The sequence below is a fragment of the Caenispirillum salinarum genome (genome assembly GCF_044803115.1).
GTDB classification, from domain to species: Bacteria; Pseudomonadota; Alphaproteobacteria; order Rhodospirillales; family Rhodospirillaceae; genus Caenispirillum; species Caenispirillum salinarum_A.
The window spans coordinates 4260656-4287126 of sequence record NZ_CP085224.1 but is presented as its reverse complement, the minus strand read 5'-3'; the positions used below and the strand labels follow the sequence as shown (position 1 = coordinate 4287126).

32 protein-coding genes and 1 tRNA gene are annotated in these 26471 nt (G+C 65.1%); all 33 read left to right on the top strand.

The genetic code is table 11. The features are described from left to right. Nucleotides 1-91 precede the first annotated feature (91 nt). Nucleotides 92-167 (top strand) — tRNA-Trp (locus LG334_RS19690). Between the two features lie 143 nt (nucleotides 168-310). Continuing rightward, nucleotides 311-508 (top strand): preprotein translocase subunit SecE, encoded by a 198-nt coding sequence (secE, locus tag LG334_RS19685; RefSeq protein WP_009542934.1) that lies wholly within the window; start codon nucleotides 311-313, stop codon nucleotides 506-508. Between the two features lie 7 nt (nucleotides 509-515). Then, entirely contained in the window at nucleotides 516-1046 is a 531-nt protein-coding gene (nusG, locus tag LG334_RS19680) for a transcription termination/antitermination protein NusG (RefSeq protein ID WP_009542933.1), read from the top strand. A 153-nt stretch (nucleotides 1047-1199) separates the two neighbouring features. Continuing rightward, nucleotides 1200-1628 carry a 50S ribosomal protein L11 gene (rplK, locus tag LG334_RS19675; protein ID WP_009542932.1) on the top strand — a complete coding sequence of 143 codons (429 nt, stop codon included), beginning with the start codon at nucleotides 1200-1202 and terminating at the stop codon, nucleotides 1626-1628. 4 nt (nucleotides 1629-1632) lie between these two features. After that, the gene (gene rplA / locus LG334_RS19670; protein WP_404380706.1) at nucleotides 1633-2331 is read left to right on the top strand and encodes a 50S ribosomal protein L1; all 699 of its coding nucleotides are present in this window, start codon (nucleotides 1633-1635) and stop codon (nucleotides 2329-2331) included. A 301-nt stretch (nucleotides 2332-2632) separates the two neighbouring features. Continuing rightward, on the top strand, nucleotides 2633-3154 hold the full coding sequence (gene rplJ, locus LG334_RS19665; RefSeq protein WP_404380704.1) for a 50S ribosomal protein L10: 522 nt from the start codon (nucleotides 2633-2635) through the stop codon (nucleotides 3152-3154). Nucleotides 3155-3232: 78 nt separating this feature from the next. After that, on the top strand, nucleotides 3233-3607 hold the full coding sequence (gene rplL / locus LG334_RS19660) for a 50S ribosomal protein L7/L12 (protein ID WP_404380702.1): 375 nt from the start codon (nucleotides 3233-3235) through the stop codon (nucleotides 3605-3607). Nucleotides 3608-3998: 391 nt separating this feature from the next. After that, a complete protein-coding gene (gene rpoB / locus LG334_RS19655; RefSeq protein WP_404380700.1) occupies nucleotides 3999-8174 on the top strand; it encodes a DNA-directed RNA polymerase subunit beta in 4176 nt (1391 codons plus the stop codon). Between the two features lie 177 nt (nucleotides 8175-8351). Continuing rightward, nucleotides 8352-12881 (top strand): DNA-directed RNA polymerase subunit beta', encoded by a 4530-nt coding sequence (gene rpoC, locus LG334_RS19650; protein WP_404380698.1) that lies wholly within the window; start codon nucleotides 8352-8354, stop codon nucleotides 12879-12881. A 393-nt stretch (nucleotides 12882-13274) separates the two neighbouring features. Next, nucleotides 13275-13646 (top strand): 30S ribosomal protein S12, encoded by a 372-nt coding sequence (gene rpsL / locus LG334_RS19645; RefSeq protein WP_009542925.1) that lies wholly within the window; start codon nucleotides 13275-13277, stop codon nucleotides 13644-13646. A 15-nt stretch (nucleotides 13647-13661) separates the two neighbouring features. After that, the gene (rpsG, locus tag LG334_RS19640) at nucleotides 13662-14129 is read left to right on the top strand and encodes a 30S ribosomal protein S7 (RefSeq protein ID WP_404380696.1); all 468 of its coding nucleotides are present in this window, start codon (nucleotides 13662-13664) and stop codon (nucleotides 14127-14129) included. Nucleotides 14130-14175: 46 nt separating this feature from the next. Next, the gene (fusA, locus tag LG334_RS19635; RefSeq protein WP_404380694.1) at nucleotides 14176-16251 is read left to right on the top strand and encodes an elongation factor G; all 2076 of its coding nucleotides are present in this window, start codon (nucleotides 14176-14178) and stop codon (nucleotides 16249-16251) included. A gap of 39 nt (nucleotides 16252-16290) precedes the next feature. Then, nucleotides 16291-17481, top strand: coding sequence for an elongation factor Tu (gene tuf / locus LG334_RS19630; protein ID WP_404380692.1), 1191 nt, complete (start codon nucleotides 16291-16293; stop codon nucleotides 17479-17481). Nucleotides 17482-17563: 82 nt separating this feature from the next. After that, nucleotides 17564-17872 (top strand): 30S ribosomal protein S10, encoded by a 309-nt coding sequence (gene rpsJ / locus LG334_RS19625; protein WP_043645655.1) that lies wholly within the window; start codon nucleotides 17564-17566, stop codon nucleotides 17870-17872. Between the two features lie 12 nt (nucleotides 17873-17884). Continuing rightward, nucleotides 17885-18637, top strand: coding sequence for a 50S ribosomal protein L3 (gene rplC, locus LG334_RS19620; protein ID WP_404380690.1), 753 nt, complete (start codon nucleotides 17885-17887; stop codon nucleotides 18635-18637). A gap of 6 nt (nucleotides 18638-18643) precedes the next feature. Further along, complete coding sequence (rplD, locus tag LG334_RS19615; RefSeq protein ID WP_404380688.1) at nucleotides 18644-19264, top strand: 50S ribosomal protein L4; 621 nt, start codon at nucleotides 18644-18646, stop codon at nucleotides 19262-19264. Continuing rightward, nucleotides 19261-19572, top strand: coding sequence for a 50S ribosomal protein L23 (locus LG334_RS19610; protein WP_404380686.1), 312 nt, complete (start codon nucleotides 19261-19263; stop codon nucleotides 19570-19572). Before rplD ends, LG334_RS19610 begins: the two co-directional genes overlap by 4 nt. Before the next feature lie 4 nt (nucleotides 19573-19576). Next, on the top strand, nucleotides 19577-20413 hold the full coding sequence (rplB, locus tag LG334_RS19605) for a 50S ribosomal protein L2 (protein WP_404380684.1): 837 nt from the start codon (nucleotides 19577-19579) through the stop codon (nucleotides 20411-20413). A 12-nt stretch (nucleotides 20414-20425) separates the two neighbouring features. Beyond that, on the top strand, nucleotides 20426-20704 hold the full coding sequence (gene rpsS, locus LG334_RS19600) for a 30S ribosomal protein S19 (RefSeq protein WP_009541270.1): 279 nt from the start codon (nucleotides 20426-20428) through the stop codon (nucleotides 20702-20704). Nucleotides 20705-20707: 3 nt separating this feature from the next. Then, entirely contained in the window at nucleotides 20708-21088 is a 381-nt protein-coding gene (gene rplV, locus LG334_RS19595) for a 50S ribosomal protein L22 (RefSeq protein WP_404380682.1), read from the top strand. Beyond that, on the top strand, nucleotides 21088-21759 hold the full coding sequence (rpsC, locus tag LG334_RS19590) for a 30S ribosomal protein S3 (RefSeq protein ID WP_404380680.1): 672 nt from the start codon (nucleotides 21088-21090) through the stop codon (nucleotides 21757-21759). Before rplV ends, rpsC begins: the two co-directional genes overlap by 1 nt. Nucleotides 21760-21796: 37 nt before the next feature. Next, complete coding sequence (gene rplP / locus LG334_RS19585; protein ID WP_009541267.1) at nucleotides 21797-22216, top strand: 50S ribosomal protein L16; 420 nt, start codon at nucleotides 21797-21799, stop codon at nucleotides 22214-22216. A gap of 3 nt (nucleotides 22217-22219) precedes the next feature. After that, on the top strand, nucleotides 22220-22423 hold the full coding sequence (rpmC, locus tag LG334_RS19580) for a 50S ribosomal protein L29 (RefSeq protein ID WP_009541266.1): 204 nt from the start codon (nucleotides 22220-22222) through the stop codon (nucleotides 22421-22423). Between the two features lie 23 nt (nucleotides 22424-22446). Beyond that, a complete protein-coding gene (rpsQ, locus tag LG334_RS19575) occupies nucleotides 22447-22686 on the top strand; it encodes a 30S ribosomal protein S17 (RefSeq protein WP_404380677.1) in 240 nt (79 codons plus the stop codon). 35 nt (nucleotides 22687-22721) lie between these two features. Next, nucleotides 22722-23090 (top strand): 50S ribosomal protein L14, encoded by a 369-nt coding sequence (gene rplN / locus LG334_RS19570; protein WP_009541264.1) that lies wholly within the window; start codon nucleotides 22722-22724, stop codon nucleotides 23088-23090. Further along, nucleotides 23091-23408, top strand: a complete 318-nt coding sequence (gene rplX / locus LG334_RS19565) for a 50S ribosomal protein L24 (protein WP_009541263.1) — start codon at nucleotides 23091-23093, stop codon at nucleotides 23406-23408. It begins immediately after the preceding gene. Nucleotides 23409-23419: 11 nt separating this feature from the next. Next, nucleotides 23420-23962, top strand: coding sequence for a 50S ribosomal protein L5 (rplE, locus tag LG334_RS19560; RefSeq protein ID WP_009541262.1), 543 nt, complete (start codon nucleotides 23420-23422; stop codon nucleotides 23960-23962). A 16-nt stretch (nucleotides 23963-23978) separates the two neighbouring features. After that, the gene (rpsN, locus tag LG334_RS19555) at nucleotides 23979-24284 is read left to right on the top strand and encodes a 30S ribosomal protein S14 (RefSeq protein ID WP_404380674.1); all 306 of its coding nucleotides are present in this window, start codon (nucleotides 23979-23981) and stop codon (nucleotides 24282-24284) included. A 15-nt stretch (nucleotides 24285-24299) separates the two neighbouring features. Continuing rightward, the gene (gene rpsH / locus LG334_RS19550) at nucleotides 24300-24698 is read left to right on the top strand and encodes a 30S ribosomal protein S8 (RefSeq protein WP_009541260.1); all 399 of its coding nucleotides are present in this window, start codon (nucleotides 24300-24302) and stop codon (nucleotides 24696-24698) included. 13 nt (nucleotides 24699-24711) lie between these two features. Then, nucleotides 24712-25248: a 50S ribosomal protein L6 gene (rplF, locus tag LG334_RS19545; protein ID WP_404380671.1), complete on the top strand. Its 537-nt coding sequence runs from the start codon at nucleotides 24712-24714 to the stop codon at nucleotides 25246-25248. 11 nt (nucleotides 25249-25259) lie between these two features. After that, nucleotides 25260-25619, top strand: a complete 360-nt coding sequence (gene rplR, locus LG334_RS19540) for a 50S ribosomal protein L18 (RefSeq protein WP_404380669.1) — start codon at nucleotides 25260-25262, stop codon at nucleotides 25617-25619. Nucleotides 25620-25631: 12 nt separating this feature from the next. Beyond that, nucleotides 25632-26243, top strand: coding sequence for a 30S ribosomal protein S5 (gene rpsE, locus LG334_RS19535; protein WP_404380667.1), 612 nt, complete (start codon nucleotides 25632-25634; stop codon nucleotides 26241-26243). A gap of 5 nt (nucleotides 26244-26248) precedes the next feature. Further along, complete coding sequence (gene rpmD, locus LG334_RS19530) at nucleotides 26249-26434, top strand: 50S ribosomal protein L30 (protein WP_404380665.1); 186 nt, start codon at nucleotides 26249-26251, stop codon at nucleotides 26432-26434. Nucleotides 26435-26471: the final 37 nt, after the last annotated feature.

The window sequence follows — 26471 nt, the reverse complement described above, 5'->3', positions numbered from 1 at the left end:
GTTTGGGATCGTTATATCGTCCCGTCCCGGCCGACAGGTTTCCGGCCGCATCCGTGACCGCCACCGTTCAGGCGGCGGTCATCCGGGCCCTAGGGGTGTAGCTCAATTGGTAGAGCACCGGTCTCCAAAACCGGGGGCTGCGGGTTCGATCCCTGCCACCCCTGCCAGCCCTTTCCGGGTTGGCGCCCCAGCCCAGCGGCTCGCCATCGTGCGGTTCGACAGACGCCGGGCGGTCCGGGTTTCTTGACCGCAGGTTATCGCGCCGGGTCGGTATCCGACTCGGCTTTTGGAATTTTGGACGCTGAACAGCATGGCTAAAACCACCCCGGGCCAGTTCGTCCGACAGGTCCGCCAGGAGTTGTCGAAGGTCACCTGGCCCACGCGCAAGGAAACCACGATCTCCACGGTCATGGTTTTCATCATGGTGACGCTGGCCGCGCTGTTTTTCCTGATCGTCGACCAGCTTCTGGCCTGGGGCGTTCAGCTGGTCTTCGGGCTTGGAGGGTAATCGGGGAATGGCCGCGCGCTGGTACGTGCTGCACGTCTACTCGGGCTTCGAGAACAAGGTCGCCCAGTCTATCCGCGAACAGGCGGAGCAGAAGGGTATGGCCGATAAGTTCGAGCAGGTTCTCGTGCCGACCGAAGAGGTCGTGGAAGTGCGCCGCGGGGCCAAGGTCCAGGCCGAGCGCAAGTTCTTCCCCGGCTATGTCCTTCTGAAAATGGATCTCAACGACGAGACCTATCACCTCGTCACCGGCACCGCCAAGGTCACCGGCTTCCTGGGCGCCAAGGGCCGCCCTGCGCCCATCACGGAGCGCGAGGCCGAGCGGATCATGAAGCAGGTGCAGGAAGGCATTGAGCGGCCCAAGCCGTCGGTCACCTTCGAGGTGGGCGAGCAGGTCCGCGTCTCCGACGGCCCCTTCGCCAGCTTCAACGGCCTGGTCGAGGAAGTGGACGAGGAGCGTGCCCGTCTCAAGGTCTCGGTATCGATCTTCGGGCGTTCCACCCCGGTCGAGCTGGAATACTCCCAGGTGGAAAAGGCTTAAAGAAGCCGCCCGATGCATGGAATTCCGGCCCTGGTGCACCCGGGTCCGGCAAGCGCGTGGGAGGTTGGGCCCGGAAGTCCTCGGGCGCCGCGTACCACGCAGCCTCTCGCAAGCCCCGCGCGATGATCGCGCGGGCATGATTTAGAGGACGACATGGCAAAGAAGATTGCTGGTTACATCAAGCTGCAGATTCCGGCTGGCAAGGCGAACCCGTCGCCGCCGGTCGGCCCCGCGCTGGGTCAGCGCGGTCTGAACATCATGGAGTTCTGCAAGGCGTTCAACGCCGCCACGCAGAACATGGAGCCGGGCATGCCGATCCCCGTGGTCATCACGGCCTACACGGATCGTACCTTCTCCTTCGTCACCAAGACCCCGCCGGTGTCCTACTTCCTGAAGAAGGCCGCCGGTCTGTCCAAGGGGTCGCAGACCCCGGGCAAGGGCACGGTCGGCAAGGTGACCGTCGCGCAGCTGCGCGAGATCGCCGAGCAGAAGATGCCGGACCTGAACTGCGCCGACGTCGACGCGGCCGTCGCCATGGTGCGCGGGTCCGCGGAGTCCATGGGCCTCGAGGTGACGGAGTAAGACAATGGCGAAAATTGGCAAGCGTCTGAAGGCCGCCTACGAGGGTGTCGACCCCAACGTGGCCGTTGACCTCCCCGAGGCTCTGAAAACCATCAAGGATCGCGCCAGCGCGAAGTTCGACGAGACCGTCGAGATCGCCATGAACCTTGGCGTCGATCCGCGCCACGCCGACCAGATGGTCCGCGGCATGGTCGAGCTGCCCCACGGTACCGGCAAGACGGTGCGCGTGGCGGTGTTCGCCAAGGGCGACAAGGCCGCCGAGGCGACCAACGCCGGCGCCGACATCGTGGGCGCCGACGACCTGGCCGAGCAGATCCAGAACGGCCAGATCGACTTCGACCGCTGCATCGCGACCCCGGACATGATGGGCGTGGTCGGCCGTCTGGGTAAGGTGCTGGGCCCGCGCGGCCTGATGCCGAACCCCAAGCTCGGCACCGTGACCCCGAACGTCACCGAGGCCATTCGCGCCGCCAAGGCCGGCCAAGTGCAGTTCCGCGTGGAAAAGGCTGGCATCGTGCACGCCGGCATCGGCAAGGCCAGCTTTTCGCTGGACCAGCTGGTTGAGAACGCGCGCGCCTTCGTGGATGCCATCGCCAAGGCCAAGCCGACCGGCGCGAAGGGCACCTACATCGAGAAGATCGCCGTCAGCTCCACCATGGGGCCCGGCCTGAAGGTCAACACGGCCACCGTCAGCGGTGAGTGACGCCGTGTGAGGTTCCCGGGCGGCCCCTCGGCAAGGGGGCCGCTTCGGGTGCAATGGGGAGAGGCAGTGCTCCCCACACCTGTCCGAGACCGCAGGAGCCTTCGGGCTTAAAAAGGGACAGCGTCCCGGTCCTGCATAGACGGGAGCAGCAAGCGGAATTCCTTTCTCCTGAGTGAGTTGGGTGCCGGCTTGGGCTTCTGGGGCAGGTTGACCCCGTCGCTCCCTTGGGGGCGGTCGGGGAAACTCGCAACCTCTCGTGTCCGGCCCCGCCGGGCGCGGGAACAGAGAAGCGGAGACGGAAGTGAACCGTACCGAAAAGCAGGAACTGGTTGCCGACCTGCACAACCTTTTCACGGAGAAGACTTCCGTGGTCGTCGCCCACTACAAGGGTCTGACGGTCTCGGATGTTCAGGCTCTGCGTGCGAAGGTGCGTGAGGCGGGTGCCGGTTACAAGGTCACGAAGAACCGTCTGACGCGTCTCGCCCTTGCCGACACGAAGTTCGAGGGTCTTGCCGACCTGTTCACCGGTCCGACGGCGATTGCCTACTCGGACGACGCGGTGGCGGCGGCCAAGGTCCTGAACGACTTCGCGAAGACCAACGACAAGCTGGTCATCCTCGGCGGCTCCATGGGAGACGGCAAGGTCCTCGACGTCGAAGGCGTCAAGGCCCTGGCCTCCCTGCCGTCGCTGGATGAGCTGCGTGGCAAGATCGTGGGCATGATCCAGACTCCGGCGACCCGTATCGCCGGCGTCACCCAGGCTCCGGCCGGTCAGCTCGCGCGGGTCTTCGGTGCCTATGCCGACAAGGGCGAAGCCGCGTAAGGCGCGTCTTTCATTCACGAAACAGTCATGGCCCTGCGCATCGACGCGGGCCGCATGAAACCTCAGGAGAAGTTTGAAATGGCCGATCTCGAGAAGCTGGTCGACGAGCTGTCCAACCTGACCGTCCTGGAAGCCGCCGAGCTGTCCAAGATGCTCGAGGAGAAGTGGGGCGTCTCCGCCGCGGCGCCGGTCGCCGCTGCCGCCGCTCCGGCCGCCGGTGGCGCTGCCGCCGCGGAAGAGAAGACCGAGTTCGACGTGATCCTCGCCTCCGCCGGCGAGAAGAAGATCAACGTCATCAAGGAAGTCCGCGCCATCACCGGCCTGGGCCTGAAGGAGGCCAAGGAACTGGTCGAGGGCGCGCCGAAGCCGATCAAGGAAGGCGTCGACAAGGACGAGGCCGCGAAGCTGAAGAAGCAGCTCGAAGAGGCCGGTGCCAGCGTCGAGCTGAAGTAAGTCGGCGACACGCCATAAGGCGTTCTGGGCCGGATGGGCATGCCCCTCGCAAGAGGGGCATCGCCCTCCGGCCCGCCGATGTTTCTGCTTCCGCCCGGCGGTTCGCGTGTTGCGCGCATCCGCCGGGTTCGGACGCAGCCCCGGCCCCCGGACGAAAGCCGCGCCGCGCCAAGCGCGTCTTTCGCCTGCGGGCCGCCGGCCGCTCCCCCACCCCCGCACCGGTCACGCGGGGACGACTGACGGGGACGGGCGCCGGGTGGAACGAAGGCGGTGCTGGCCCTGGTTGGTCGGCCTCCACCGCCGGATGGCGCGGCAACGCCCCGTCGCATTCGCGCGCGTCGGGCGGGGAACGGGTCGCGATGGACCAACGCGTTATGAACGAGGAGCGGCAATGGCTAAGTCCTTTACTGGTCGGAAGCGGGTGCGGAAAGACTTCGGGCGCATTCCGTCCGTCGCCCCCATGCCCAACCTGATCGAGGTGCAGAAAAGCTCCTACGACAGTTTCCTGGAATCGGGCGTCAACGGCCGCACCGCCAGCGGTCTCGAGGAAGTCTTCAAGTCCGTCTTTCCGATCAAGGATTTCGCCGGCAAGGGTGAGCTGGAGTTCGTGTCCTACGAGCTCGAAGAGCCCAAGTACGACGTGGAGGAGTGCCAGCAGCGCGGGATGACCTTCGCCGCGCCGCTGAAGGTTACCTTGCGCCTGGTGGTGTGGGATGTGGACGAGGACACCGGTGCCCGCTCCATCCGCGACATCAAGGAGCAGGACGTCTACATGGGCGACATGCCGCTCATGACGGACAAGGGCACCTTCATCGTCAACGGCACCGAGCGCGTCATCGTCTCGCAGATGCACCGCAGCCCGGGCGTCTTCTTCGACCACGACAAGGGCAAGACGCACTCGTCGGGCAAGTACCTGTTCGCCGCCCGCGTCATTCCCTACCGCGGCTCCTGGCTGGACTTCGAGTTCGACGCCAAGGACTTGGCCTACGTGCGCATCGACCGTCGCCGCAAGCTGCCGGTGACGACGCTGCTGTACGCGCTGGACTCCGCCGCGACCGAGGCCTTGCGCGCCGAGCGCAAGGCCGAGGGCAAGCCGATCGATCCGGCCGAGATCAACGGCATGAACAGCGAGGACATCCTGTCGTACTTCTACGACAAGGTCCTCTACACCCGGGATTCGCGCGGCTGGAAGACCGGCTTCAACGCCGACGCCATGCGCGGCGTGAAGCTGGTGTCCGACCTGATCGACGCCAAGACCGGCGAGACCCTCATGGAGGCCGGCCAGAAGGTGACGGCCCGCGCCGCCCGCAAGCTGGCCGAGCAGGGCCTGGAGGAGATCCGCGTCCAGGCCGAGGACCTGACCGGCCGCTACGCCGCCGAGGACATCATTGACCCGGCATCGGGCGAGATCTTCGTCGAGGCCGGCGAGGAGATCACCGAGGACGTGCTTGCGAGCCTGGAGCGCGGCGGCCATGACGAGCTGCCGGTGCTGCACATCGACCACGTCAACGTCGGCCCCTACATCCGCAACACGCTGGCGGTGGACAAGAACACCTGCCGCGAGGAAGCGCTCATCGACATCTACCGGGTCATGCGCCCGGGCGAGCCGCCGACGCTGGAGACTGCCGAGGCGCTGTTCCGCGGCCTGTTCTTCGACAGCGAGCGCTACGACCTCTCGGCCGTCGGCCGCGTGAAGATGAACGCGCGCCTGGGCATCTCCATGGAGGACGCCCCGGACACGCAGCGGACCCTGCGCAAGGAAGACATCCTGCGCATCGTCAAGCAGGTGGTCGAGCTGAAGGACGGCCGCGGCGAGATCGACGACATCGACCACCTGGGCAACCGTCGCGTTCGCTCCGTCGGCGAACTGATGGAAAACCAGTACCGCGTCGGCCTGCTGCGCATGGAGCGCGCCATCCGCGAGCGCATGTCGTCGGTGGACATCGACACGGTCATGCCGCACGACCTGATCAACGCGAAGCCGGCGGCGGCGGCGGTGCGCGAGTTCTTCGGCAGCTCGCAGCTGTCGCAGTTCATGGACCAGACCAACCCGCTGTCCGAGATCACGCACAAGCGGCGTCTCTCGGCGCTTGGTCCGGGCGGTCTGACGCGCGAGCGTGCGGGCTTCGAGGTGCGCGACGTGCACCCGACCCACTACGGCCGCATCTGCCCGATTGAGACGCCGGAAGGCCCGAACATCGGTCTGATCAACTCGCTCGCCACCTACGCGCGGGTGAACCAGTACGGCTTCATCGAAAGCCCCTACCGCAAGGTCGAGGGCGGCAAGGTGACCGACGAGGTCGTCTACATGTCGGCCATGGAAGAGGGCAAGTACACCATTGCCCAGGCCAACGCCGAACTGGACGACGACAACAACTTCGTCGGCGACCTGATTTCCTGCCGCAAGGCGGGCGACTTCGTGCTGATCTCGCCGGACCAGATCGACTTCGTGGACGTCTCCCCGAAGCAGCTGGTGTCGGTGGCCGCGGCGCTGATCCCGTTCCTCGAGAACGACGACGCCAACCGCGCGCTGATGGGCTCGAACATGCAGCGTCAGGCCGTGCCGCTCATCAAGGCCGAGGCGCCGTTCGTCGGCACCGGCATGGAGAAGGCGGTCGCCCGCGATTCGGGTGCGACCATCGTCGCCCGCCGCGCCGGCCTGGTGCAGCAGGTGGACGCCACCCGCATCGTCGTGCGCGCCACGGAAGACGTGGTCAGCACGGAATCGGGCGTCGACATCTACCGCCTGCTGAAGTTCCAGCGCTCCAACCAGTCGACCTGCATGACGCAGCGCCCGCTGGTGAAGGTGGGCGATGTGGTGGCCAAGGGCGACATCATCGCCGACGGTCCGTCCACGGACCTGGGCGAGCTGGCGCTCGGCCGCAACGTGCTGGTCGCCTTCATGCCGTGGAACGGCTACAACTTCGAGGACTCCATCCTCATCTCCGAGCGCATCGTCCGCGACGACGTGTTCACCTCGATCCACATCGAGGAGTTCGAGGTGATGGCCCGCGACACCAAGCTGGGCCAGGAGGAGATCACGCGCGACATCCCGAACGTGGGTGAGGACGCGCTGAAGAACCTCGACGAGGCGGGCATCGTCTACATCGGCGCCGAGGTGAAGGCCGGCGACATCCTGGTCGGCAAGGTCACGCCCAAGGGCGAGAGCCCGGTCACCCCGGAAGAAAAGCTGCTGCGCGCCATCTTCGGCGAGAAGGCCTCCGACGTGCGCGACACGTCGCTTCGCCTGCCGCCGGGTACGCAGGGTACCATCGTCGACGTCCGCATCTTCAACCGCCGCGGCGTGGAGAAGGACGAACGTACGCTGGCCATCGACCGGCACGAGATCGAGCGCCTGGCCAAGGACCGCGACGACGAGCGCAAGATCCTGGAGGGCAGCTTCTCGGCCCGCCTGAAGGAAATGCTGCTCGGCCAGATCGCGGTCGCCGGCCCCAAGGGCGCGCCGACCGGCGTGAAGATCGACGAGAAGCTGCTGTCCGACTACACCCCGGGCCAATGGCGCCAGTTCGCCGTCGAGGACGACGCGGTGATGTCCGAGATCGAAGACCTGAAGAAGGCCTTCGAGGACAGCATCACGGCCCTGCAGCAGCGCTTCGAGTCCAAGGTCGAGAAGCTGGAGCGTGGCGACGAGCTGCCCCCGGGCGTGCTGAAGATGGTCAAGGTCTTCGTCGCGGTGAAGCGCAAGCTGCAGCCGGGCGATAAGATGGCCGGCCGTCACGGCAACAAGGGCGTCATCTCGCGCATCGTGCCCATCGAGGACATGCCGTACCTGGAGGACGGCACCCAGGTGGACATCGTGCTCAACCCGCTCGGCGTGCCCTCGCGCATGAACGTCGGTCAGATCCTGGAGACGCACCTGGGCTGGGCCTGCCGCGGCCTCGGCCACCAGTTGCGTGACGTCCTGGATTCTGTGACCTACGCCGGCGCGTCGGTCGATGCCCTGCGCGACAAGCTCAAGATGATCTATGGCGATGCGGCCTATGCCGACGAAATCGCCGACCTCGGCGACGAGGAGATCAAGGAGCTGTCGGCCAACCTGCGCACGGGCGTGCCCATCGCCACCCCGGTGTTCGACGGTGCCCGCGAGGCGGACATTGCCGACATGCTGGGCAAGGCGAACCTGCACGTCTCCGGTCAGGTCACCCTGCACGACGGGCGCACGGGCGAGCCGTTCGACCGTCAGGTCACGGTGGGCTACATCTACATGTTGAAGCTCCACCACCTGGTCGACGACAAGATCCATGCCCGCTCCATCGGGCCGTACTCGCTGGTCACCCAGCAGCCGCTGGGCGGCAAGGCCCAGTTCGGCGGCCAGCGCTTCGGTGAAATGGAGGTGTGGGCCCTGGAAGCCTACGGCGCGGCCTACACGCTGCAGGAGATGCTGACGGTGAAGTCCGACGACGTGTCGGGCCGCACCAAGGTCTACGAGGCGATCGTCCGCGGCGACGACACCTTCGAGGCCGGCATCCCCGAATCCTTCAACGTGCTCGTGAAGGAAATGCGGTCGCTGGGCCTTGACGTGGAGCTTGGCCAAAGCGAGGGCTGATGCTGCTTTAGCATTTGTGGAAGAACGGGTTGCGGGCGTCTCGCCCGCTCCCCACACTCTAGGGCCCGGCGGCCCGATCCAGAATTGGGCCGCCATGTAGTGCGTGGCACGGGCGGGCGGATCGCCCACGGGATCCGGGCATGGTCCCCGCCCGACGCCCGCAGCGGGAGAGTAGGCATGAATGAGCTTATGAAGATCTTCGGTCAGGCCAGCGGCACGCAGTCGTTCGACCAGATCAAGATTTCCATCGCGAGCCCCGAGAAGATCCGGTCCTGGTCCTTTGGCGAGATCAAGAAGCCGGAGACCATCAACTATCGTACCTTCAAGCCTGAGCGCGACGGCCTGTTCTGTGCGCGCATCTTCGGCCCGGTGAAGGACTACGAGTGCTTGTGCGGCAAGTACAAGCGCATGAAGTACCGCGGGATCATCTGCGAGAAGTGCGGCGTCGAGGTCACCCTGTCCAAGGTGCGCCGCGAGCGCATGGGGCACATCGAACTGGCCGCCCCGGTGGCGCACATCTGGTTCCTCAAAAGCCTGCCGAGCCGCATCGGCCTTCTCATGGACATGACGCTCAAGGATCTCGAGCGCGTCCTGTACTTTGAGAACTACGTGGTGATCGAGCCGGGCCTGACCCCGCTGAAGCTCCACGAGTTGATGACCGAGGAGCAGTACCAGCGCGCCATCGACGAGTACGGCGAGGACAGCTTCACCGCCGGCATCGGCGCCGAGGCCATCCGCGACATGCTTGTGGTGCTCGACCTGCCGCAGCTGCGCGAGGAACTGCGCGCCGAGCTTCGCGAGACCTCGTCCGAGGCCAAGCGCAAGAAGCTGGTCAAGCGCCTGAAGATCCTTGAGGCCTTCATCGAGTCCGGCTGCCGCCCGGAGTGGATGATCCTGGAAGTCATTCCGGTGATCCCGCCCGAACTGCGCCCGCTGGTGCCGCTGGACGGCGGTCGGTTCGCCACGTCGGACCTGAACGACCTGTACCGTCGCGTCATCAACCGCAACAACCGCCTGAAGCGGCTGATGGAACTGCGCGCGCCGGAGATCATCATCCGCAACGAGAAGCGCATGCTGCAGGAGGCCGTCGACGCGCTGTTCGACAACGGGCGCCGCGGACGCGCCATCACGGGCGCCAACAAGCGCCCGCTGAAGTCGCTGTCGGACATGCTCAAGGGCAAGCAGGGCCGCTTCCGTCAGAACCTGCTGGGCAAGCGCGTCGACTACTCCGGCCGTTCGGTCATCGTGGTCGGTCCCGAGCTGAAGCTGCACCAGTGCGGCCTGCCCAAGAAGATGGCGCTGGAGCTGTTCAAGCCCTTCATCTACTCCAAGCTCGAACTCTACGGCATGGCGACCACCATCAAGGCCGCCAAGCGCATGGTGGAGAAGGAGCGTCCCGAGGTCTGGGACATCCTGGAAGAGGTGATCCGCGAGCACCCGGTCATGCTCAACCGCGCGCCGACGCTGCACCGCCTGGGCATCCAGGCGTTCGAGCCGGTGCTGGTGGAAGGCAAGGCCATCCAGCTGCACCCGCTGGTCTGCACCGCCTTCAACGCCGACTTCGACGGCGACCAGATGGCCGTGCACGTGCCGCTGTCGCTGGAGGCGCAGCTGGAAGCGCGCGTGCTGATGATGTCGACGAACAACATCCTCAGCCCGGCCAACGGCAAGCCGATCATCGTGCCGACGCAGGACATGGTGCTGGGTATCTACTACCTGACCATGGAAGGCGACGAGCAGCCCGGCCTGCGGCTCAAGTTCCAGGACATGGACGAGCTGAAGGCGGCGATCGACGCCGGCGACGCCTACTTCTGGAACCCGCGTGACCCGCTCAACGCGGTGCCCACCGACAACCTGGAAACGCTGTCGGCGGACGTGGCGAACGGCAAGATCTGGGCTCATCGCGTGGTCAAGATGGACGACGCGGCGGCGGTCGAAAAGGGCGTCAACGAGGGCAAGATCGGGGTCTTCAACAAGGAGAACCCGGGCCAGGCCTTCAACTACGACGGCATCGAGGCCCTGATGGCGGCGGTCAAGGACGACCGGGCGATGCTGTTCCCCGTGCCCATCTTCTCGACCTCCAACGAGATCGAGGAGGCCCTGCACGAGAAGGTCGTCGGCCTGCACACCAAGGTGCTTGCCCGCCTGCCCACGGTGGACTCCGAGGGCAACCACGTCATCCGTCTGGTGTCGACCACGCCGGGCCGCATGATGCTGGGCTCGGTGCTGCCGAAGAACAAGATGGTGCCGTTCGAGTTGGTCAACCGCCTGCTCCGCAAGAAGGACATCTCCGAGGTCATCGACGTGGTCTACCGCCACTGCGGCCAGAAGGAGACGGTGATCTTCTGCGACCGCATCATGTCGATGGGCTTCAAGCAGGCCGCCAAGGCCGGCATTTCCTTCGGCAAGGACGACATGGTCATTCCCGACAGCAAGGCGGGCATGATCGCGGAGACCGAAGCCCAGGTGAAGGAGTTCGAGCAGCAGTACCAGGACGGCCTGATCACCCAGGGCGAGAAGTACAACAAGGTTGTCGACGCCTGGGCGCAGTGCACCGAGAAGGTCGCCGACGCCATGATGGGCGAGATCTCCAAGGTCGATCCGGCCAAGGGCGTCAACTCGGTCTACATGATGGCGCACTCCGGTGCCCGTGGCTCGGCCGCCCAGATGAAGCAGCTCGCCGGCATGCGCGGCCTGATGGCCAAGCCGTCGGGCGAGATCATCGAGACGCCGATCATCTCGAACTTCAAGGAAGGCCTGACCGTGCTGGAGTACTTCAACTCCACCCACGGTGCCCGTAAGGGTCTGGCCGACACCGCCTTGAAGACCGCCAACTCGGGCTATCTGACCCGCCGTCTGGTGGACGTGGCGCAGGATGCCATCATCATCGAGGACGACTGCGGCACCGAGGAAAGCCTGACGGCCACTCCCGTGGTTGACGGCGGCGAGGTGGTCGTGTCGCTGGCCGACCGCATCCTGGGCCGCACGGCCGCCGAGGACGTGTACGACCCCAACACCGACACCACGATCGTGGCCAAGGGCGACCTCATCGAGGAGCGCCACCTGGAGATGATCGAGGCGGCCGGCGTCGAATCCGTGCGCATCCGCTCGGTGCTGACCTGCCAGACGCAGGGCGGCATCTGTTCCAAGTGCTACGGCCGCGACCTGGCGCGCGGCACCAAGGCCAACATCGGCGAGGCCGTGGGCGTCATTGCCGCCCAGTCCATCGGCGAGCCCGGCACCCAGCTGACCATGCGCACGTTCCACATCGGCGGCGCGGCCCAGCGTGGTGCGGAGCAGTCGAGCATCGAGGCGGCCTTCGACTCCAAGGTCAAGGTGCTCAACCGCAACGTCGTGCAGAACTCCGAGGGCGTGGCCGTGGTCATGGCGCGCAACTGCGAGATCCTGCTGCTGGACGTGAACGGCCGCGAGAAGGCACGCCACCGCGTGCCCTACGGCGCCCGCATTCACGTGGCCGACGACGACACGGTCGAGAAGGGGCAGAAGATGGCGGACTGGGATCCGTACACCCTGCCCATCATCACCGAGCGCGAGGGCATCGTGAACTTCGTCGACCTGGTCGAGGGCATCTCCATGCGAGAGGTCACCGACGAGGCGACGGGTGTCAGCTCCCGCGTCGTGGTGGACTGGAAGCAGCAGCCGCGCGGCTCTGACCTCAAGCCCCGCGTCACCCTGCGGGACGAGAACGGCGAGGTGGTCAACCTGCCCAACGGCATGGAAGCCCGCTACTTCATGTCGGTGGACGCCATCCTGTCGGTCGAGAACGGCCAGAAGGTCCACGCCGGTGACGTGCTGGCGCGTATCCCGCGCGAGTCGTCCAAGACCCGCGACATCACGGGCGGTCTGCCGCGCGTGGCGGAGCTGTTCGAGGCGCGGCGTCCGAAGGACCACGCCATCATCTCCGAGGTCGACGGGCGTGTGGAGTTCGGCAAGGACTACAAGAACAAGCGCCGCGTGGTCGTGACCACGGAAGAGGGCGATTCGTTCGAGTACCTGGTGCCCAAGGGGAAGCACCTGTCCGTCCAGGAAGGCGACTACGTCCGCAAGGGCGACCCGCTGATGGACGGCAACCCGGTGCCCCACGACATCCTGCGTGTCATGGGCGTCGAGGCGCTGGCCGATTACCTGATCAAGGAGATCCAGGACGTCTACCGACTCCAGGGCGTGAAGATCAACGACAAGCACATCGAGGTGATCTGTCGCCAGATGCTGCAGAAGGTCGAGATCACCGAGCCCGGTGACACAACCTTCCTGGTGGGCGAGCAGGTCGACCGTCTCGAGTTTGCGCTCGAGAACGAGAAGACCATCAAGGAGAACGGGCGCCCCGCCACGGCGGAGGCGGTGCTGCAGGGCATCACCAAGGCGTCGCTGCAGACCCACTCCTTCGTCTCGGCCGCCTCGTTCCAGGAAACCACCCGCGTCCTGACGGAAGCGGCGGTCTCCGGCAAGGTGGACAGCCTGATCGGCCTGAAGGAGAACGTCATCGTCGGCCGCCTGATCCCGGCGGGCACGGGCGCGATGATGAACACCATGCGCCAGATCGCGGCCACCCGCGATAAGGAGATGCAGGACCTCAGCCAGGCGGCGGCCGCGGCCGCGCTGCCGGGCGGGCCGGAAGAGGGTGGCGACGTGCCGCCGGCCTCCGGCGACACCGGTGGGGAAACTCCGCCGCCGGCCGGCGAGTGATCGCCGTAACCCGGTGATTGACGACAGCGACTCGGGGCGTCTTTCCGAAGACGCCCCGAGCGGCGTTGTTCAAGACGGAAGGCTAGGGGAATTCGGGATTCTTTCCCTTGACGGCCCATGGGGGCGTCACTAGTATTCCGCCCTCACCGGGCCGCTGGTGGTGGCGTCCTTCGGGCGTCAGACACGCGGTCTGGTACAGCGATATTTCCATAGGGTCCGCCGCCCAGGCCGGACCACGGGGAAACGCCCACGGGGCCACCATTTGGTGTGGTCCGCTGGGTTTTTTGTCTTGGTCGCGCGTGCGGCCTGTTTGTTGTGGCCGCAGTGACGGCCCGTCGGTTTAGGTCGCGCCTGCGACATGTTGCGCAAGAGCGTGAGGAAAAGGGAAGGTTAATGCCTACGATCAACCAGTTGATCCGCATGGGCCGCGAAGCGCCGGTTAAGCGCAACAAGGTGCCGGCCATGCAGGCTTGCCCGCAGAAGCGCGGTGTCTGCACCCGCGTCTACACGACCACCCCGAAGAAGCCGAACTCGGCCCTTCGTAAGGTCGCGCGTGTGCGTCTGACCAACGGCTACGAGGTGTCCTCGTACATCCCCGGCGAGGGTCACAACCTCCAGGAACACTCGGTCGTGCTGATCCGCGGCGGCCGCGTGAAGGACCTGCCGGGTGTCCGCTACCACATCATCCGCGGCACGCTCGACACCCAGGGCGTCAAGGACCGTCGCCAGCGTCGTTCCAAGTACGGCGCGAAGCGTCCGAAGTAAGAGGGAAGCAGAACCATGTCTCGTCGCCGCGCAGCGGTTAAGCGCGAGGTCCTGCCGGACGCAAAGTTCGGTGATCTGGTCCTCGCCAAGTTCATCAACAACATCATGCTGGACGGCAAGAAGGCCGTGGCCGAGAAGATCGTCTACGGCGCTCTCGACCGTCTCGGCGCCAAGGGCAGCGACCCGGTGGAGATGTTCCACGAAGCCGTGGACAACGTGAAGCCGGCGGTCGAGGTGCGCTCCCGCCGTGTCGGCGGCGCCACCTACCAGGTGCCCGTCGAGGTCCGCCCCGAGCGTCGCCAGGCGCTGGCGTTCCGCTGGCTGGTGGATCATGCGCGCAAGCGCTCCGAGACCACCATGGTGGATCGTCTCTTCGGCGAGCTGATGGACGCCGCGAACAACCGCGGCGGCGCCGTCAAGAAGCGGGAAGACACGCACCGGATGGCCGAGGCCAACAAGGCGTTCTCGCACTACCGCTGGTAACCCCGCCGGTCCTTCCGAACGCAGCACGCAGCGAAGAGTAAGCGATATGAAACGCGAAACCCCGCTCAATATGTACCGCAACATCGGCATCATGGCGCACATCGATGCCGGCAAGACCACGACGACCGAGCGAATCCTGTATTACACGGGCAAGTCGCACAAGATCGGCGAGGTCCACGACGGCGCGGCCACCATGGACTGGATGGAGCAGGAGCAGGAGCGTGGCATCACGATCACCTCCGCTGCCACCACCGCGTTCTGGAAGGACCATCGGGTCAACATCATCGACACCCCGGGTCACGTGGACTTCACCATCGAGGTGGAGCGTTCCCTGCGTGTGCTCGACGGTGCCGTGGCCGTGTTCGACTCGGTGGCCGGCGTTGAGCCGCAGTCCGAGACGGTGTGGCGCCAGGCCGACAAGTACCATGTGCCCCGCATGTGCTTCGTCAACAAGATGGACCGCATGGGTGCGGACTTCTATCGCTGCGTCGACATGATCGTCGACCGCCTGGGTGCGCATCCGCTGGTCATCAACCTGCCGATCGGCAGCGAGTCCGACTTCGTCGGCCTGGTCGACCTGGTGAAGATGCAGGCCGTCATCTGGAAGGGTGACGACCTGGGTGCCTCCTACGAGTACACCGACATCCCCGAGGACCTGCAGGACAAGGCCGCCGAGTACCGCGAGAAGCTGGTCGAGGCTGCCGTCGAGCAGGACGAGGAGGCCATGGAGGCCTACCTCGAGGGCACCGAGCCGACCGAGGAGAAGCTCAAGGAGCTGATCCGCAAGGGCACCATCGGCATGGCCTTCACGCCGGTCCTGTGCGGCACCGCCTTCAAGAACAAGGGTGTCCAGACCATGCTGGACGCCGTGATCGACTTCATGCCGTCCCCGCTGGACGTGCCCGCCATCCATGGCGTGCTGCCCGAGAGCGATGAAGAGGTTGAGCGTCACGCCGATGACTCCGAGCCGTTCTCGGCGCTGGCGTTCAAGATCATGAACGACCCGTTCGTCGGTTCGCTGACCTTTGCCCGCATCTACTCGGGCATCGTCGAGTCCGGCAGCTACGTGCTCAACACGGTGAAGGGCAAGCGCGAGCGCATCGGCCGCATGCTGCTCATGCACTCCAACAACCGTGAAGAGATCAAGTGGGCCGCGGCCGGCGACATCGTCGCCATCGTGGGCCTGAAGGACACCACCACGGGCGACACGCTCTGCGACCCCGCCAAGCCGGTGGTTCTGGAGCGCATGGAGTTCCCGGATCCGGTCATCGAGGTCGCCGTCGAGCCGAAGACCAAGGCCGACATGGAAAAGATGGGCATGGCCCTGGCGCGCCTCGCCGCCGAGGACCCGTCCTTCCGGGTGACCACCGACCACGAGTCGGGTCAGACGGTCATCAAGGGCATGGGCGAGCTGCACCTCGACATCATCGTCGACCGCCTGCGTCGCGAGTTCAAGGTGGACGCCAACGTCGGCGCCCCGCAGGTGGCCTACCGCGAGACCATCTCCAAGAGCTTCACGGTGGACTACACCCACAAGAAGCAGACGGGTGGTTCGGGCCAGTTCGCCAAGGTGGTCATCCGCTTCGAGCCGAACGAGAACGACGAGTTCGAGTTCAAGTCCGAAGTGGTCGGCGGCTCGGTGCCGAAGGAATACGTCCCGGGCGTGGAAAAGGGCCTGCGTCAGTCCATCGACTCCGGTGTGCTGGCCGGCTTCCCGATGACCAAGCTGAAGGCGACCCTGGTGGAAGGCGCGTACCACGACGTCGACTCCAGCGTCATGGCCTTCGAGATCGCGGCCCGCGCCGCCTTCAAGGAGGGCGTGCCGAAGTGCGGCCCGAAGCTGCTCGAGCCCATGATGAAGGTCGAAGTCGTGACGCCCGAGGAATACATGGGTGACATCATCGGCGACCTGAACAGCCGTCGCGGCAACGTGTCGAGCATGGACCAGCGCGGCATCGCCCGCGTCGTCAACGCCCATGTGCCGCTGGCGAACATGTTCGGTTACGTGAACAACCTGCGCTCCATGTCGCAGGGTCGCGCCCAGTACACCATGCAGTTCGACCACTACGCGGAAGTTCCGAACAACGTTTCGGAAGAAATCCGCGCCAAGATGGCCGGCTGAGGCCCTTACAGCCGATTTGAAGCTGGAGACATTTGAAAGATGGCGAAGGAAAAGTTTGAGCGCTCGAAGCCGCACTGCAACATCGGCACCATCGGGCACGTCGACCACGGCAAGACCACGCTGACTGCCGCGATCACCAAGGTGATGGCGGAGACGGGCGGCGGGTCCTTCATGGCCTACGACATGATCGACAAGGCCCCGGAAGAGCGCGCCCGCGGCATCACGATCTCGACCGCGCACGTCGAGTACGAGACCGAGAACCGCCACTACGCGCACGTCGACTGCCCGGGCCACGCCGACTACGTGAAGAACATGATCACGGGTGCCGCCCAGATGGACGGCGCGATCCTGGTCGTGTCCGCCGCCGACGGCCCGATGCCGCAGACCCGTGAACACATCCTGCTGGCCCGCCAGGTGGGCGTGCCCGCGATCGTGGTGTTCATGAACAAGGTCGACCAGGTGGACGACCCCGAGCTGCTGGAGCTGGTCGAGCTGGAAATCCGCGAGCTGCTGAGCAGCTACGACTTCCCGGGCGACGACATCCCCATCGTCAAGGGCTCGGCCCTGGCGGCGCTGGATGACAGCGACGCCGAGATCGGCCAGAAGGCGATCGTCGAGCTGATGAAGGAAGTCGACGCCTACATTCCGCAGCCGGACCGTCCGAAGGACCAGGCGTTCCTGATGCCGATCGAGGACGTGTTCTCGATTTCGGGCCGCGGCACCGTGGTGACCGGCCGCGTCGAGCGCGGCATCATCAAGGTGGGCGAGGAAGTCGAGATCGTCGGCCTGAAGGACACCAAGAAGACGACCGTCACCGGCGTCGAGATGTTCCGCAAGCTGCTGGACCAGGGCGAGGCGGGCGACAACATCGGCGCGCTGATCCGCGGTCTGAAGCGCGACGAGGTGGAGCGTGGGCAGGTCCTGGCGAAGCCGGGTTCGATCACGCCGCACACCAAGTTCACCTCGGAGTGCTACATCCTGAACAAGGAAGAGGGTGGCCGTCACACGCCGTTCTTCTCCAACTACCGTCCGCAGTTCTACTTCCGGACCACGGACGTGACCGGGACCATCGCGCTGCCCGAGGGCACCGAGATGGTCATGCCGGGCGACAACATCACCATGGAGGTCACGCTGATCGCGCCGATCGCCATGGACGAAGGTCTGCGCTTCGCCATCCGTGAAGGCGGTCGTACCGTCGGCGCCGGCGTCGTCGCCAAGATCATCGAGTAAGCTCTTTAAACAACAAAGTGGGCGTCCCGGGCTTGGTTAAGCCGGGCCGGGGGCGCCCCTTTCCATTACGGGTTGGGCCATGATGGACAGTCAGAACATTCGTATCCGTCTCAAGGCGTTCGATCACCGCGTGCTCGACCAGTCGACGCTGGAGATCGTGAACACCGCCAAGCGTACGGGTGCGCAGGTGCGCGGGCCCATCCCGCTGCCGACGCGGATCGAGAAGTTCACCGTCAACCGCTCGCCGCACATCGACAAGAAGTCGCGCGAGCAGTTCGAGATCCGCACGCACAAGCGGGTTCTGGACATCGTCGACCCGACGCCGCAGACAGTCGATGCTCTCATGAAGCTCGACCTGGCCGCCGGCGTCGACGTCGAGATCAAGCTCTAAGGGACAGGTACGATGCGCACCGGTCTTATCGCACAAAAAGTCGGCATGACTCGCATGTACAACGCTGCGGGTGAACACGTGCCGGTCACGGTGCTGAAGGTGGACGGCCTGCAGGTCGTCGCCCGGCGCACCGCCGACAAAGAGGGCTACACCGCCGTCCAGCTGGGCGCCGGCAAGGCCAAGGTCAAAAACGTTTCGAAGGCGCTCCGGGGCCACTTCGCCAAGGCGAAGGTGGAGCCCAAGCGGAAGCTCGCGGAGTTCCGCGTTTCCGAGGATTGCCTTCTGGACCCGGGCGTGGCATTGTCGCCCGCTCATTTCGTCGCCGGCCAGTTCGTCGACGTTACGGGTATCAGCATCGGTAAGGGTTTCGCCGGCGGCATGAAGCGCCACAACTTCCGTGGCCTTGAAGCGACGCACGGCGTGTCCATCTCGCACCGTTCCCACGGTTCCACCGGTCAGTGCCAGGACCCCGGCAAGGTGTTCAAGGGCAAGAAGATGGCCGGTCACCTGGGTGCGGAGCGTGTTACCACGCAGAACCTGACCGTGTTCTCGGTTGACGAGGAGCGCGGTCTGATCCTGGTGCGCGGGTCCGTCCCCGGCCATGCCAATGGCTGGGTCCGGATTCGCGATGCCGTGAAGAAGCCGGTCCACGGCGAGGTCCCGATGCCCGCGGGCATCTATCAGGCCGCGTCCGAGGCTCCGGCTGCCGCTCCCGCCGAGGAGGCTCCGGCCGCCGATGCGGGTGAAGGTGAAAGCAAGGAATAATCGGCCATGAAGGTTGACGTAATTACTCTGGACAACAAGAGCGCCGGCTCTGTCGAACTGGCCGAAGATATCTTCGGTCTCGACGTCCGCGCCGACCTTTTGCACCGCGTCGTCCGCTGGCAGCTGGCGAAGCGGCAGGCCGGGACCCACAAGACGAAGGGGATCTCCGAGATCTCCGGCACCACCAAGAAGCCCTTCCGTCAGAAGGGTACGGGCCATGCCCGTCAGGGTTCCATGCGGAGCCCGCAGTTCCGCGGTGGTGCGACGATCTTTGGCCCGGTCGTGCGATCCCACGCCCATGATCTGCCGAAGAAGGTCCGCAAGCTGGGCCTGAAGACGGCGCTCTCGGCGAAGGCGAAGGACGGCAAGCTGGTCGTTCTGGACGCCGCCACCTCGGAGTCGGGCAAGACCAAGGATCTGGTCAAGCAGCTCGCCGCCCTGGGTTGGTCGTCCGCCCTCATCATTGATGGGGAGAACGTGAACGACGTGTTCGCCCGCGCCGCCCGCAACATCGTCGGCGTCGACGTCCTGCCGCAGCAGGGCGCCAACGTCTACGACATCCTCCGTCGGGACACGCTGGTCCTGACCAAGGACGCGGTCGCGAAGCTCGAGGAGCGCCTGAAATGAGCAAGCAGGTCGTGATCAGCAAGGAACGCATGTACGACGTGATCAAGAGCCCCGTCATCACCGAAAAGGCGACGATGGGTTCGGAGCACAACCAGGTCACGTTCCGTGTGCCGCTGGATGCCTCCAAGCCGGAGATCAAGGCGGCCGTGGAGGGCGTGTTCGACGTCAAGGTCGACGCCGTGAACACGCTGATCCAGAAGGGCAAGGCCAAGCGCTTCCGCGGCCGCATGGGTCGTCGGAGCGACGTCAAGAAGGCGGTCGTGACCCTTGCCGAGGGTCACTCGATCGACGTGACGACGGGAGTGTGACGAAATGGCTCTGAAGAAGTTCAATCCGGTCACGCCGGGCACCCGTCAGCTGGTGCTCGTCGACCGGTCCGATCTGTGGAAGGGCAAGCCGGTCAAGAAGCTGACCGAAGGCCTGACCAAGTCGGGTGGCCGCAACAACACCGGCCGCACGACCGCCTGGAACCGCGGCGGCGGGGCCAAGCGTCGGTACCGCATCATCGACTTCAAGCGCACCAAGATGGACGTCACCGCGACCGTCGAGCGCCTGGAGTACGACCCCAACCGCACCGCCTTCATCGCGCTGGTGACCTACACCGACGGCGAGCAGGCCTACATCCTGGCGCCGCAGCGTCTCAAGGTTGGCGACACCATCGTCACCTCCGAGCGCGCGGACATCAAGCCGGGCAACGCCATGCCGCTGAAGAACATGCCGGTCGGCACCATCGTCCACAACGTGGAGATGAAGCCGGGCAAGGGCGGCCAGATGGCGCGCTCGGCAGGCTGCTACGCGCAGCTCATCGGCAAGGACCAGGGCTATGCCCAGCTGCGCCTGTCTTCGGGCGAGCTGCGCATGGTGCGCGGCGAGTGCGTGGCCACCGTGGGGGCCGTCTCGAACCCGGACAATCAGAACCAGAATCTGGGTAAGGCCGGTCGCGCCCGCTGGATGGGCCGTCGTCCGAGTGTCCGTGGCGTCGTGATGAACCCGGTCGACCACCCGCACGGCGGCGGCGAAGGCCGCACCTCGGGCGGTCGTCATCCGGTCACGCCGTGGGGCAAGCCGACGAAGGGCAAGCGCACCCGCAATAACAAGGGGACGGACAAGCTCATTATGCGCACCCGTCACCAGGCGAAGAAGAAGTAACGGAGGCCGCTCGTGGCTCGCTCTGTTTGGAAAGGTCCGTTTGTCGACGGATACCTGCTGAAGAAGGCCGAAGCGGCCCGGTCCGCTGGTCGCAACGAGGTCATCAAGACCTGGTCGCGCCGCTCGACCATTCTTCCGCAATTTGTTGGTCTGACCTTCGGCGTATATAACGGTCAGAAGTTCGTCCCGGTGCTGGTTACCGAGAACATGATCGGGCACAAGTTCGGCGAGTTTTCGCCGACCCGTACGTTCTACGGCCACGCCGCCGACAAGAAGGCGAAGAGGAAGTAAACGATGGGCAAGCAGTCCGCACCCCGCAGCCTGCCGGACAACGAGGCGAAAGCGACCTCGGCGTCCATCCGCACCAGCCCGCGTAAGCTGAACCTCGTCGCGTCCATGATCCGTGGCATGTCGGCCGAGGCGGCGTTGTCGGCGCTGACGTTCAACACCCGTCGCGTCTCCAATGACGTGAAGAAGGTGCTGGAAAGCGCCATCGCGAACGCGGAGAACAACCACCAGCTCGACGTCGACCGCCTGGTCGTCGCCGAGGCCTTCGTGGGCAAGAGCCTGGTGATGAAGCGCTGGCGCGCCCGCGCCCGTGGTCGGGTCGGCCGCATTCAGAAGCCGTTCTCGAACCTGACCATCGTGGTGCGTGAGCGCGAGGAGACTGAGTAATGGGTCACAAAGTCAATCCGATCGGCCTGCGTCTCGGCATCAACCGCACCTGGGACAGCCGTTGGTTCGCCGACGAAAACTACCCCAGGCTGCTGCACGAAGACCTGTCGCTGCGCGACTACCTGAAGAAGCGCCTGCAGCAGGCCGGCGTGTCGCGCATCATCATCGAGCGCCCGGCCAAGAAGGCCCGCATCACCATCCACACCGCCCGTCCGGGCGTGGTGATCGGCAAGAAGGGCGCCGACATCGAAAACCTGCGCCGCGAGCTGGCTCGCCGCACGGGCAACGAGGTGATGCTCAACATCGTCGAGATCCGCAAGCCGGAGCTGGACGCGCAGCTGGTCGCCGAGAACATCGCCCAGCAGCTGGAGCGCCGCGTGGCCTTCCGTCGCGCCATGAAGCGCGCCGTGCAGAACGCCATGCGCCTTGGCGCCCAGGGCATCCGGATCAACTGCGCCGGCCGCCTGGGCGGCGCCGAGATCGCCCGGACCGAGTGGTACCGCGAGGGCCGCGTGCCCCTGCACACCCTGCGTGCGGACGTCGACTACGGCGTCGGAACCGCGAAGACCACCTACGGCACCTGCGGTGTCAAGGTGTGGATCTTCAAGGGTGAGGTGCTGGAGCACGACCCGATGGCGCGGGACAAGCGCGCTGCCGATCAGGGCCGCTAAGGCGGCCCGACCCGGTTTGAATTGAGGATGTAGAGCGATGCTTTCTCCGAAACGGACGAAGTTCCGCAAGCAGCACAAGGGCCGCATTCACGGCGAGGCGAAGGGCGGCTACACGCTGAACTTCGGCTCCTTCGGCCTGAAGGCCCAGGAGCCCGAGCGGATCACCGCCCGCCAGATCGAAGCCGCCCGCCGCGCCATGACCCGCTACATGAAGCGTCAGGGCAAGGTGTGGATCCGCGTCTTCCCGGACGTGCCGGTCTCCAAGAAGCCCCTCGAAGTGCGTATGGGTAAGGGCAAGGGCTCGCCGGAAGTGTGGGTCGCCAAGATCAAGCCCGGCCGCATCATGTTCGAGGTCGACGGTGTCAGCGAGGAAATCGCCCGTGAGGCGTTCCGCCTGGCGTCGGCGAAACTGCCCTTGAAGACCAAATTTGTTGCACGCATCGGCGAAGGGGTCTAAATCATGGCGTCCGCGACGGATATCCGTGCGAAAAGCGTCGACGAGCTGAAGGACCGCCTCGTCGAACTCAAGAAAGAGCAGTTCAATCTGCGCTTCCAGAAGGCCTCCGGCCAGCTGGAGAATACCGCCCGCGTTTCCGCCGTGCGCAAGGAAATCGCGCAGGTGAAGACGGTTCTGAACGAGCGTCGGGCCCAGCCCGGCGCGTGAGTGCCTGAAGGAGTGACGGTAATATGCCTCGGCGCATTCTTCAGGGTGTGGTGACGAGCGACAAGACCGACAAGACCGTGACGGTCGTGGTCGAACGCCGGTTCATGCATCCGGTGTACAAAAAGTTCATTCGCCGCACCAAGAAGTACGCCGCCCACGACGAGGCCAACAACCACAAGGTTGGCGACGTGGTGCGGATTCGTGAGTGCCGCCCCCTTTCCAAGACCAAGTCCTGGGAAGTGGTGGCGGAAGGTGCTGAATAAACACACCAACCTCTAGCGTTTAAGGAATTGGTGCAATGATTCAGATGCAAACCAACCTTGACGTGGCCGACAACTCCGGCGCGCGTCGGGTTATGTGCATCAAGGTGCTGGGTGGTTCCAAGCGGAAGACCGCCAGTGTCGGTGACGTCATCGTGGTGTCCGTGAAGGACGCGATTCCCCGTGGCCGCGTGAAGAAGGGTGACGTGCAGCGTGCCGTCATCGTGCGCACGGCCAAGGAAATCCGTCGCCCGGACGGGTCGATCATCCGATTCGACCGTAATGCCGCGGTGCTCATCAACAAGCAGAACGAGCCCATCGGCACCCGTATCTTCGGCCCGGTGACCCGCGAGCTGCGCGCGAAGAAGTTCATGAAGATCATCTCGCTGGCTCCGGAGGTCCTGTAAATGGCTTCGAAGGTGAAGAAGGGCGATCGCGTCATCGTCCTGACGGGCAAGGACAAAGGCAAGACCGGCGAGGTCCTGCGGTCCATCCCGTCCGAGAATCGGGTGGTTGTCCAGGGTGTGAACGTCGTCAAGCGTCACCAGCGTCCGACCCCGATGTCGGCCGGCGGCATCATTGAGAAAGAGGCGCCCATCAACGTCTCCAATGTCGCCCACATCGACCCGAAGGACCAAAAGCCGACACGCGTTGGCTTCAAGACGCTCGAGGACGGCTCGAAGGTGCGCTTCGCCAAGCGCTCCGGCGAGGTCCTGGATAAGTAAGGAGTTGGGCGATGACTGCGCGTCTGCGTGAACATTACGATACCGTCGTCCGTAAGGCTCTCCAGGAAAAGTTCGCCTACGCGAACCACATGGAGTTGCCCCGCCTGTCCAAGATCACGATCAACATGGGTGTCGGTGCCGCCGCCCAGGATCGTAAGAAGATCGAGGGCGCGATCGCGGACATGACCGCCATCTCTGGTCAGAAGCCGATTCTGACCAAGGCCAAAAAGTCGATCGCCGGCTTCAAGCTGCGTGACGGCATGGTGGTGGGCTGCAAGGTCACCTTGCGGCGCGAGCGCATGTACGAGTTCCTCGACCGTCTGGTCACCATCGCGCTGCCGCGCGTGCGTGACTTCCGTGGCATTCCGACCACGGGCTTCGACGGCCAGGGCAACTACAACATGGGCCTGAAGGAACAGATCATCTTCCCGGAAATCGAGTACGACCAGGTCGACGTCGTCCGGGGCATGGATATCTCGTTCAACACCACGGCCAAGACCGACGAGGAGTGCCGCGCGCTTCTCGAAGGTTTCGACATGCCGTTCATCAAGTAAGGCCGGAGGTCTAAAGATGGCAAAGGTTTCTGCCGTTCAGAAGAACAAGCGCCGCGAGCGCCTGGTGGCCAAGGACGCCGCCAAGCGTGCGGAGCTCAAGGCGAAGATCAAGGATCAGGACATCTCCCCCGAGGAGCGGTTCGAAGCGGTCATGAGGCTTGCGGAACTGCCCCGCAACGGCTCCAAGGTCCGCGTTCGCAACCGCTGCGAACTGTCGGGCCGCCCGCGCGGCACCTACCGCAAGTTCAAGCTCGGCCGTGTCATGCTGCGCGACCTGGCCTCTACCGGCCAGATCCCCGGCATGGTCAAGTCGAGCTGGTAAGGGGAGACTTCACCCATGTCCATGACCGATCCGTTGGGTGATCTGCTCACCCGCATCCGCAACGGCCAGCAGGCCCGCAAGCAGAGCGTGCTCGCGCCGGCGTCCAAGCTGCGCGCGAACGTTCTCGAGGTTCTGGTCCGCGAGGGCTACATCCGTGGTTGGGAGCGCTACAACCTGCGCCAGGGCATCGACGAGATCCGCGTCGATCTCAAGTACCTGGACGGTGAGCCCGTGATCAAGGAGATCAGCCGCGTGTCCAAGCCGGGCCGTCGCGTGTACTCCAAGATCAAGGATCTGCCAAAGGTCTACAACGGCCTGGGCATTTCCATCCTGTCGACGCCGCGTGGCGTGATGTCCGATCACGAAGCGCGCCAGGCGAACGTCGGCGGCGAAGTCCTCTGCAAGGTGTTCTAAGGGGCGTTTGACAATGTCGCGAGTTGGTAAATATCCGGTCGAGGTTCCCTCCGGCGTGACCGTCACGCTGGGCGAGGATGCCGTCACCGTGAAAGGCAAGCTCGGTGAGATGTCCATGCCTCTTCTGTCCGACCTCGTGGAGGCCAAGATGGAAGAGAACCAGGTCGTCATCTCGCCGAAGTCCGAGCACAAGAAGTCGCGCATGATGTGGGGCACCACCCGCGCCAACATCGCCAACATGGTGAAGGGCGTGTCGGAAGGCTTCACGAAGAAGCTGGTCATCACCGGCGTCGGCTATCGTGCGCAGGCTCAGGGCAACACCCTGAAGCTGTCGCTCGGGTTCTCCCACGACATCGACTTTCCGGTGCCGCAGGATCTGAAGATCACCACGCCGCAGCCGACCGAGATCGAGATTTCGGGCTCGGACAAGCAGCGCGTCGGGCAGATCGCCAGCGAAATCCGTGGTTTCCGTCCGCCGGAGCCCTACAAGGGCAAGGGCGTCCGGTACGCGGACGAGCAGATCCTGCGCAAGGAAGGCAAGAAGAAGTAAGGGCGAGAACCATGCAGCAGAAGGCACTGTTCCTGCGCCGTGCTCGGCGCAACCGCTTCGCCCTGAAGAAGAAGGCTGGTGGCCGTGCGCGCCTGTCCGTCTTCCGTTCGGGCAAGCACATTTACGCCCAGGTCATCGACGATGCCCAGGGCAAGACCGTCGTTTCCGCCTCGACCCTCGACAAGGAGTTGCAGGGCCAGGTGGAAAAGGCCGGGACCGTGGACGCCGCGACGGCGGTCGGCAAGCTCGTGGCCAAGCGTGCCACCGAGGCCGGCGTCAAGGAGGTCGTCTTCGACCGTGGCGGCTACGTCTATCACGGCCGCGTCAAGGCTCTGGCCGATGGCGCGCGCGAGGGCGGTCTTTCGTTCTAAGGGATTTTCGGTATGGCACGTACACCCAACGCTGAGCGCTCCGAGCGCAGCCCCCGGGATCGCGACCGTCGCGGCGACCGGGACCGCAACGCCGAGCGCGACGACGAGTTCGTCGATAAGCTCGTACACATCAACCGCGTCGCCAAGGTGGTCAAGGGCGGCCGCCGCTTCGCCTTCGCCGCGCTGGTCGTGGTGGGCGACGGCAAGGGCCGCGTCGGCTTCGGCGCCGGCAAGGCCCGCGAGGTGCCCGAGGCGATCCGCAAGGCGACCGAGCAGGCCAAGCGCGAGATGGTTCGGGTGCCCCTGCGCGAAGGCCGCACCCTGCATCACGACGTGAAGGGCCACTTCGGCGCCGGCCGCGTGATCCTCCGTTCGGCTCCGGCCGGTACGGGCATCATCGCGGGTGGCCCGATGCGCGCCGTCTTCGAGACCATGGGCGTGCAGGACGTCGTCGCCAAGTGCACCGGCACGACGAACCCGTACAACATGATCAAGGCGACCTTCGACGCGCTCGTGAACATCAACTCGCCGCGTCAGATCGCGGCGAAGCGGGCCAAGAAGGTCGGCGACATCGTGGCCCGTCGCGACGGTGCCGCGGCTGCCGCCGCCGGCGCGAAGGAGTAAGGCTCATGGCGAACACCGTGAAGGTCACGCAGATCCAGAGCCCCATCGGCCGCAAGAAGGACCAGCGCGCGACGCTGGTCGGCCTGGGCCTGAACAAGATGCACCGCACGTCGGTCCTCGAGGACACGCCGTCGGTCCGTGGCATGATCGCCAAGGTCGCGCATCTGGTGAAGGTGGAGGCGGCGGAGTAATCCGCCGCTTCTTTCCTCCCCAACTCTGAAAGTCAGG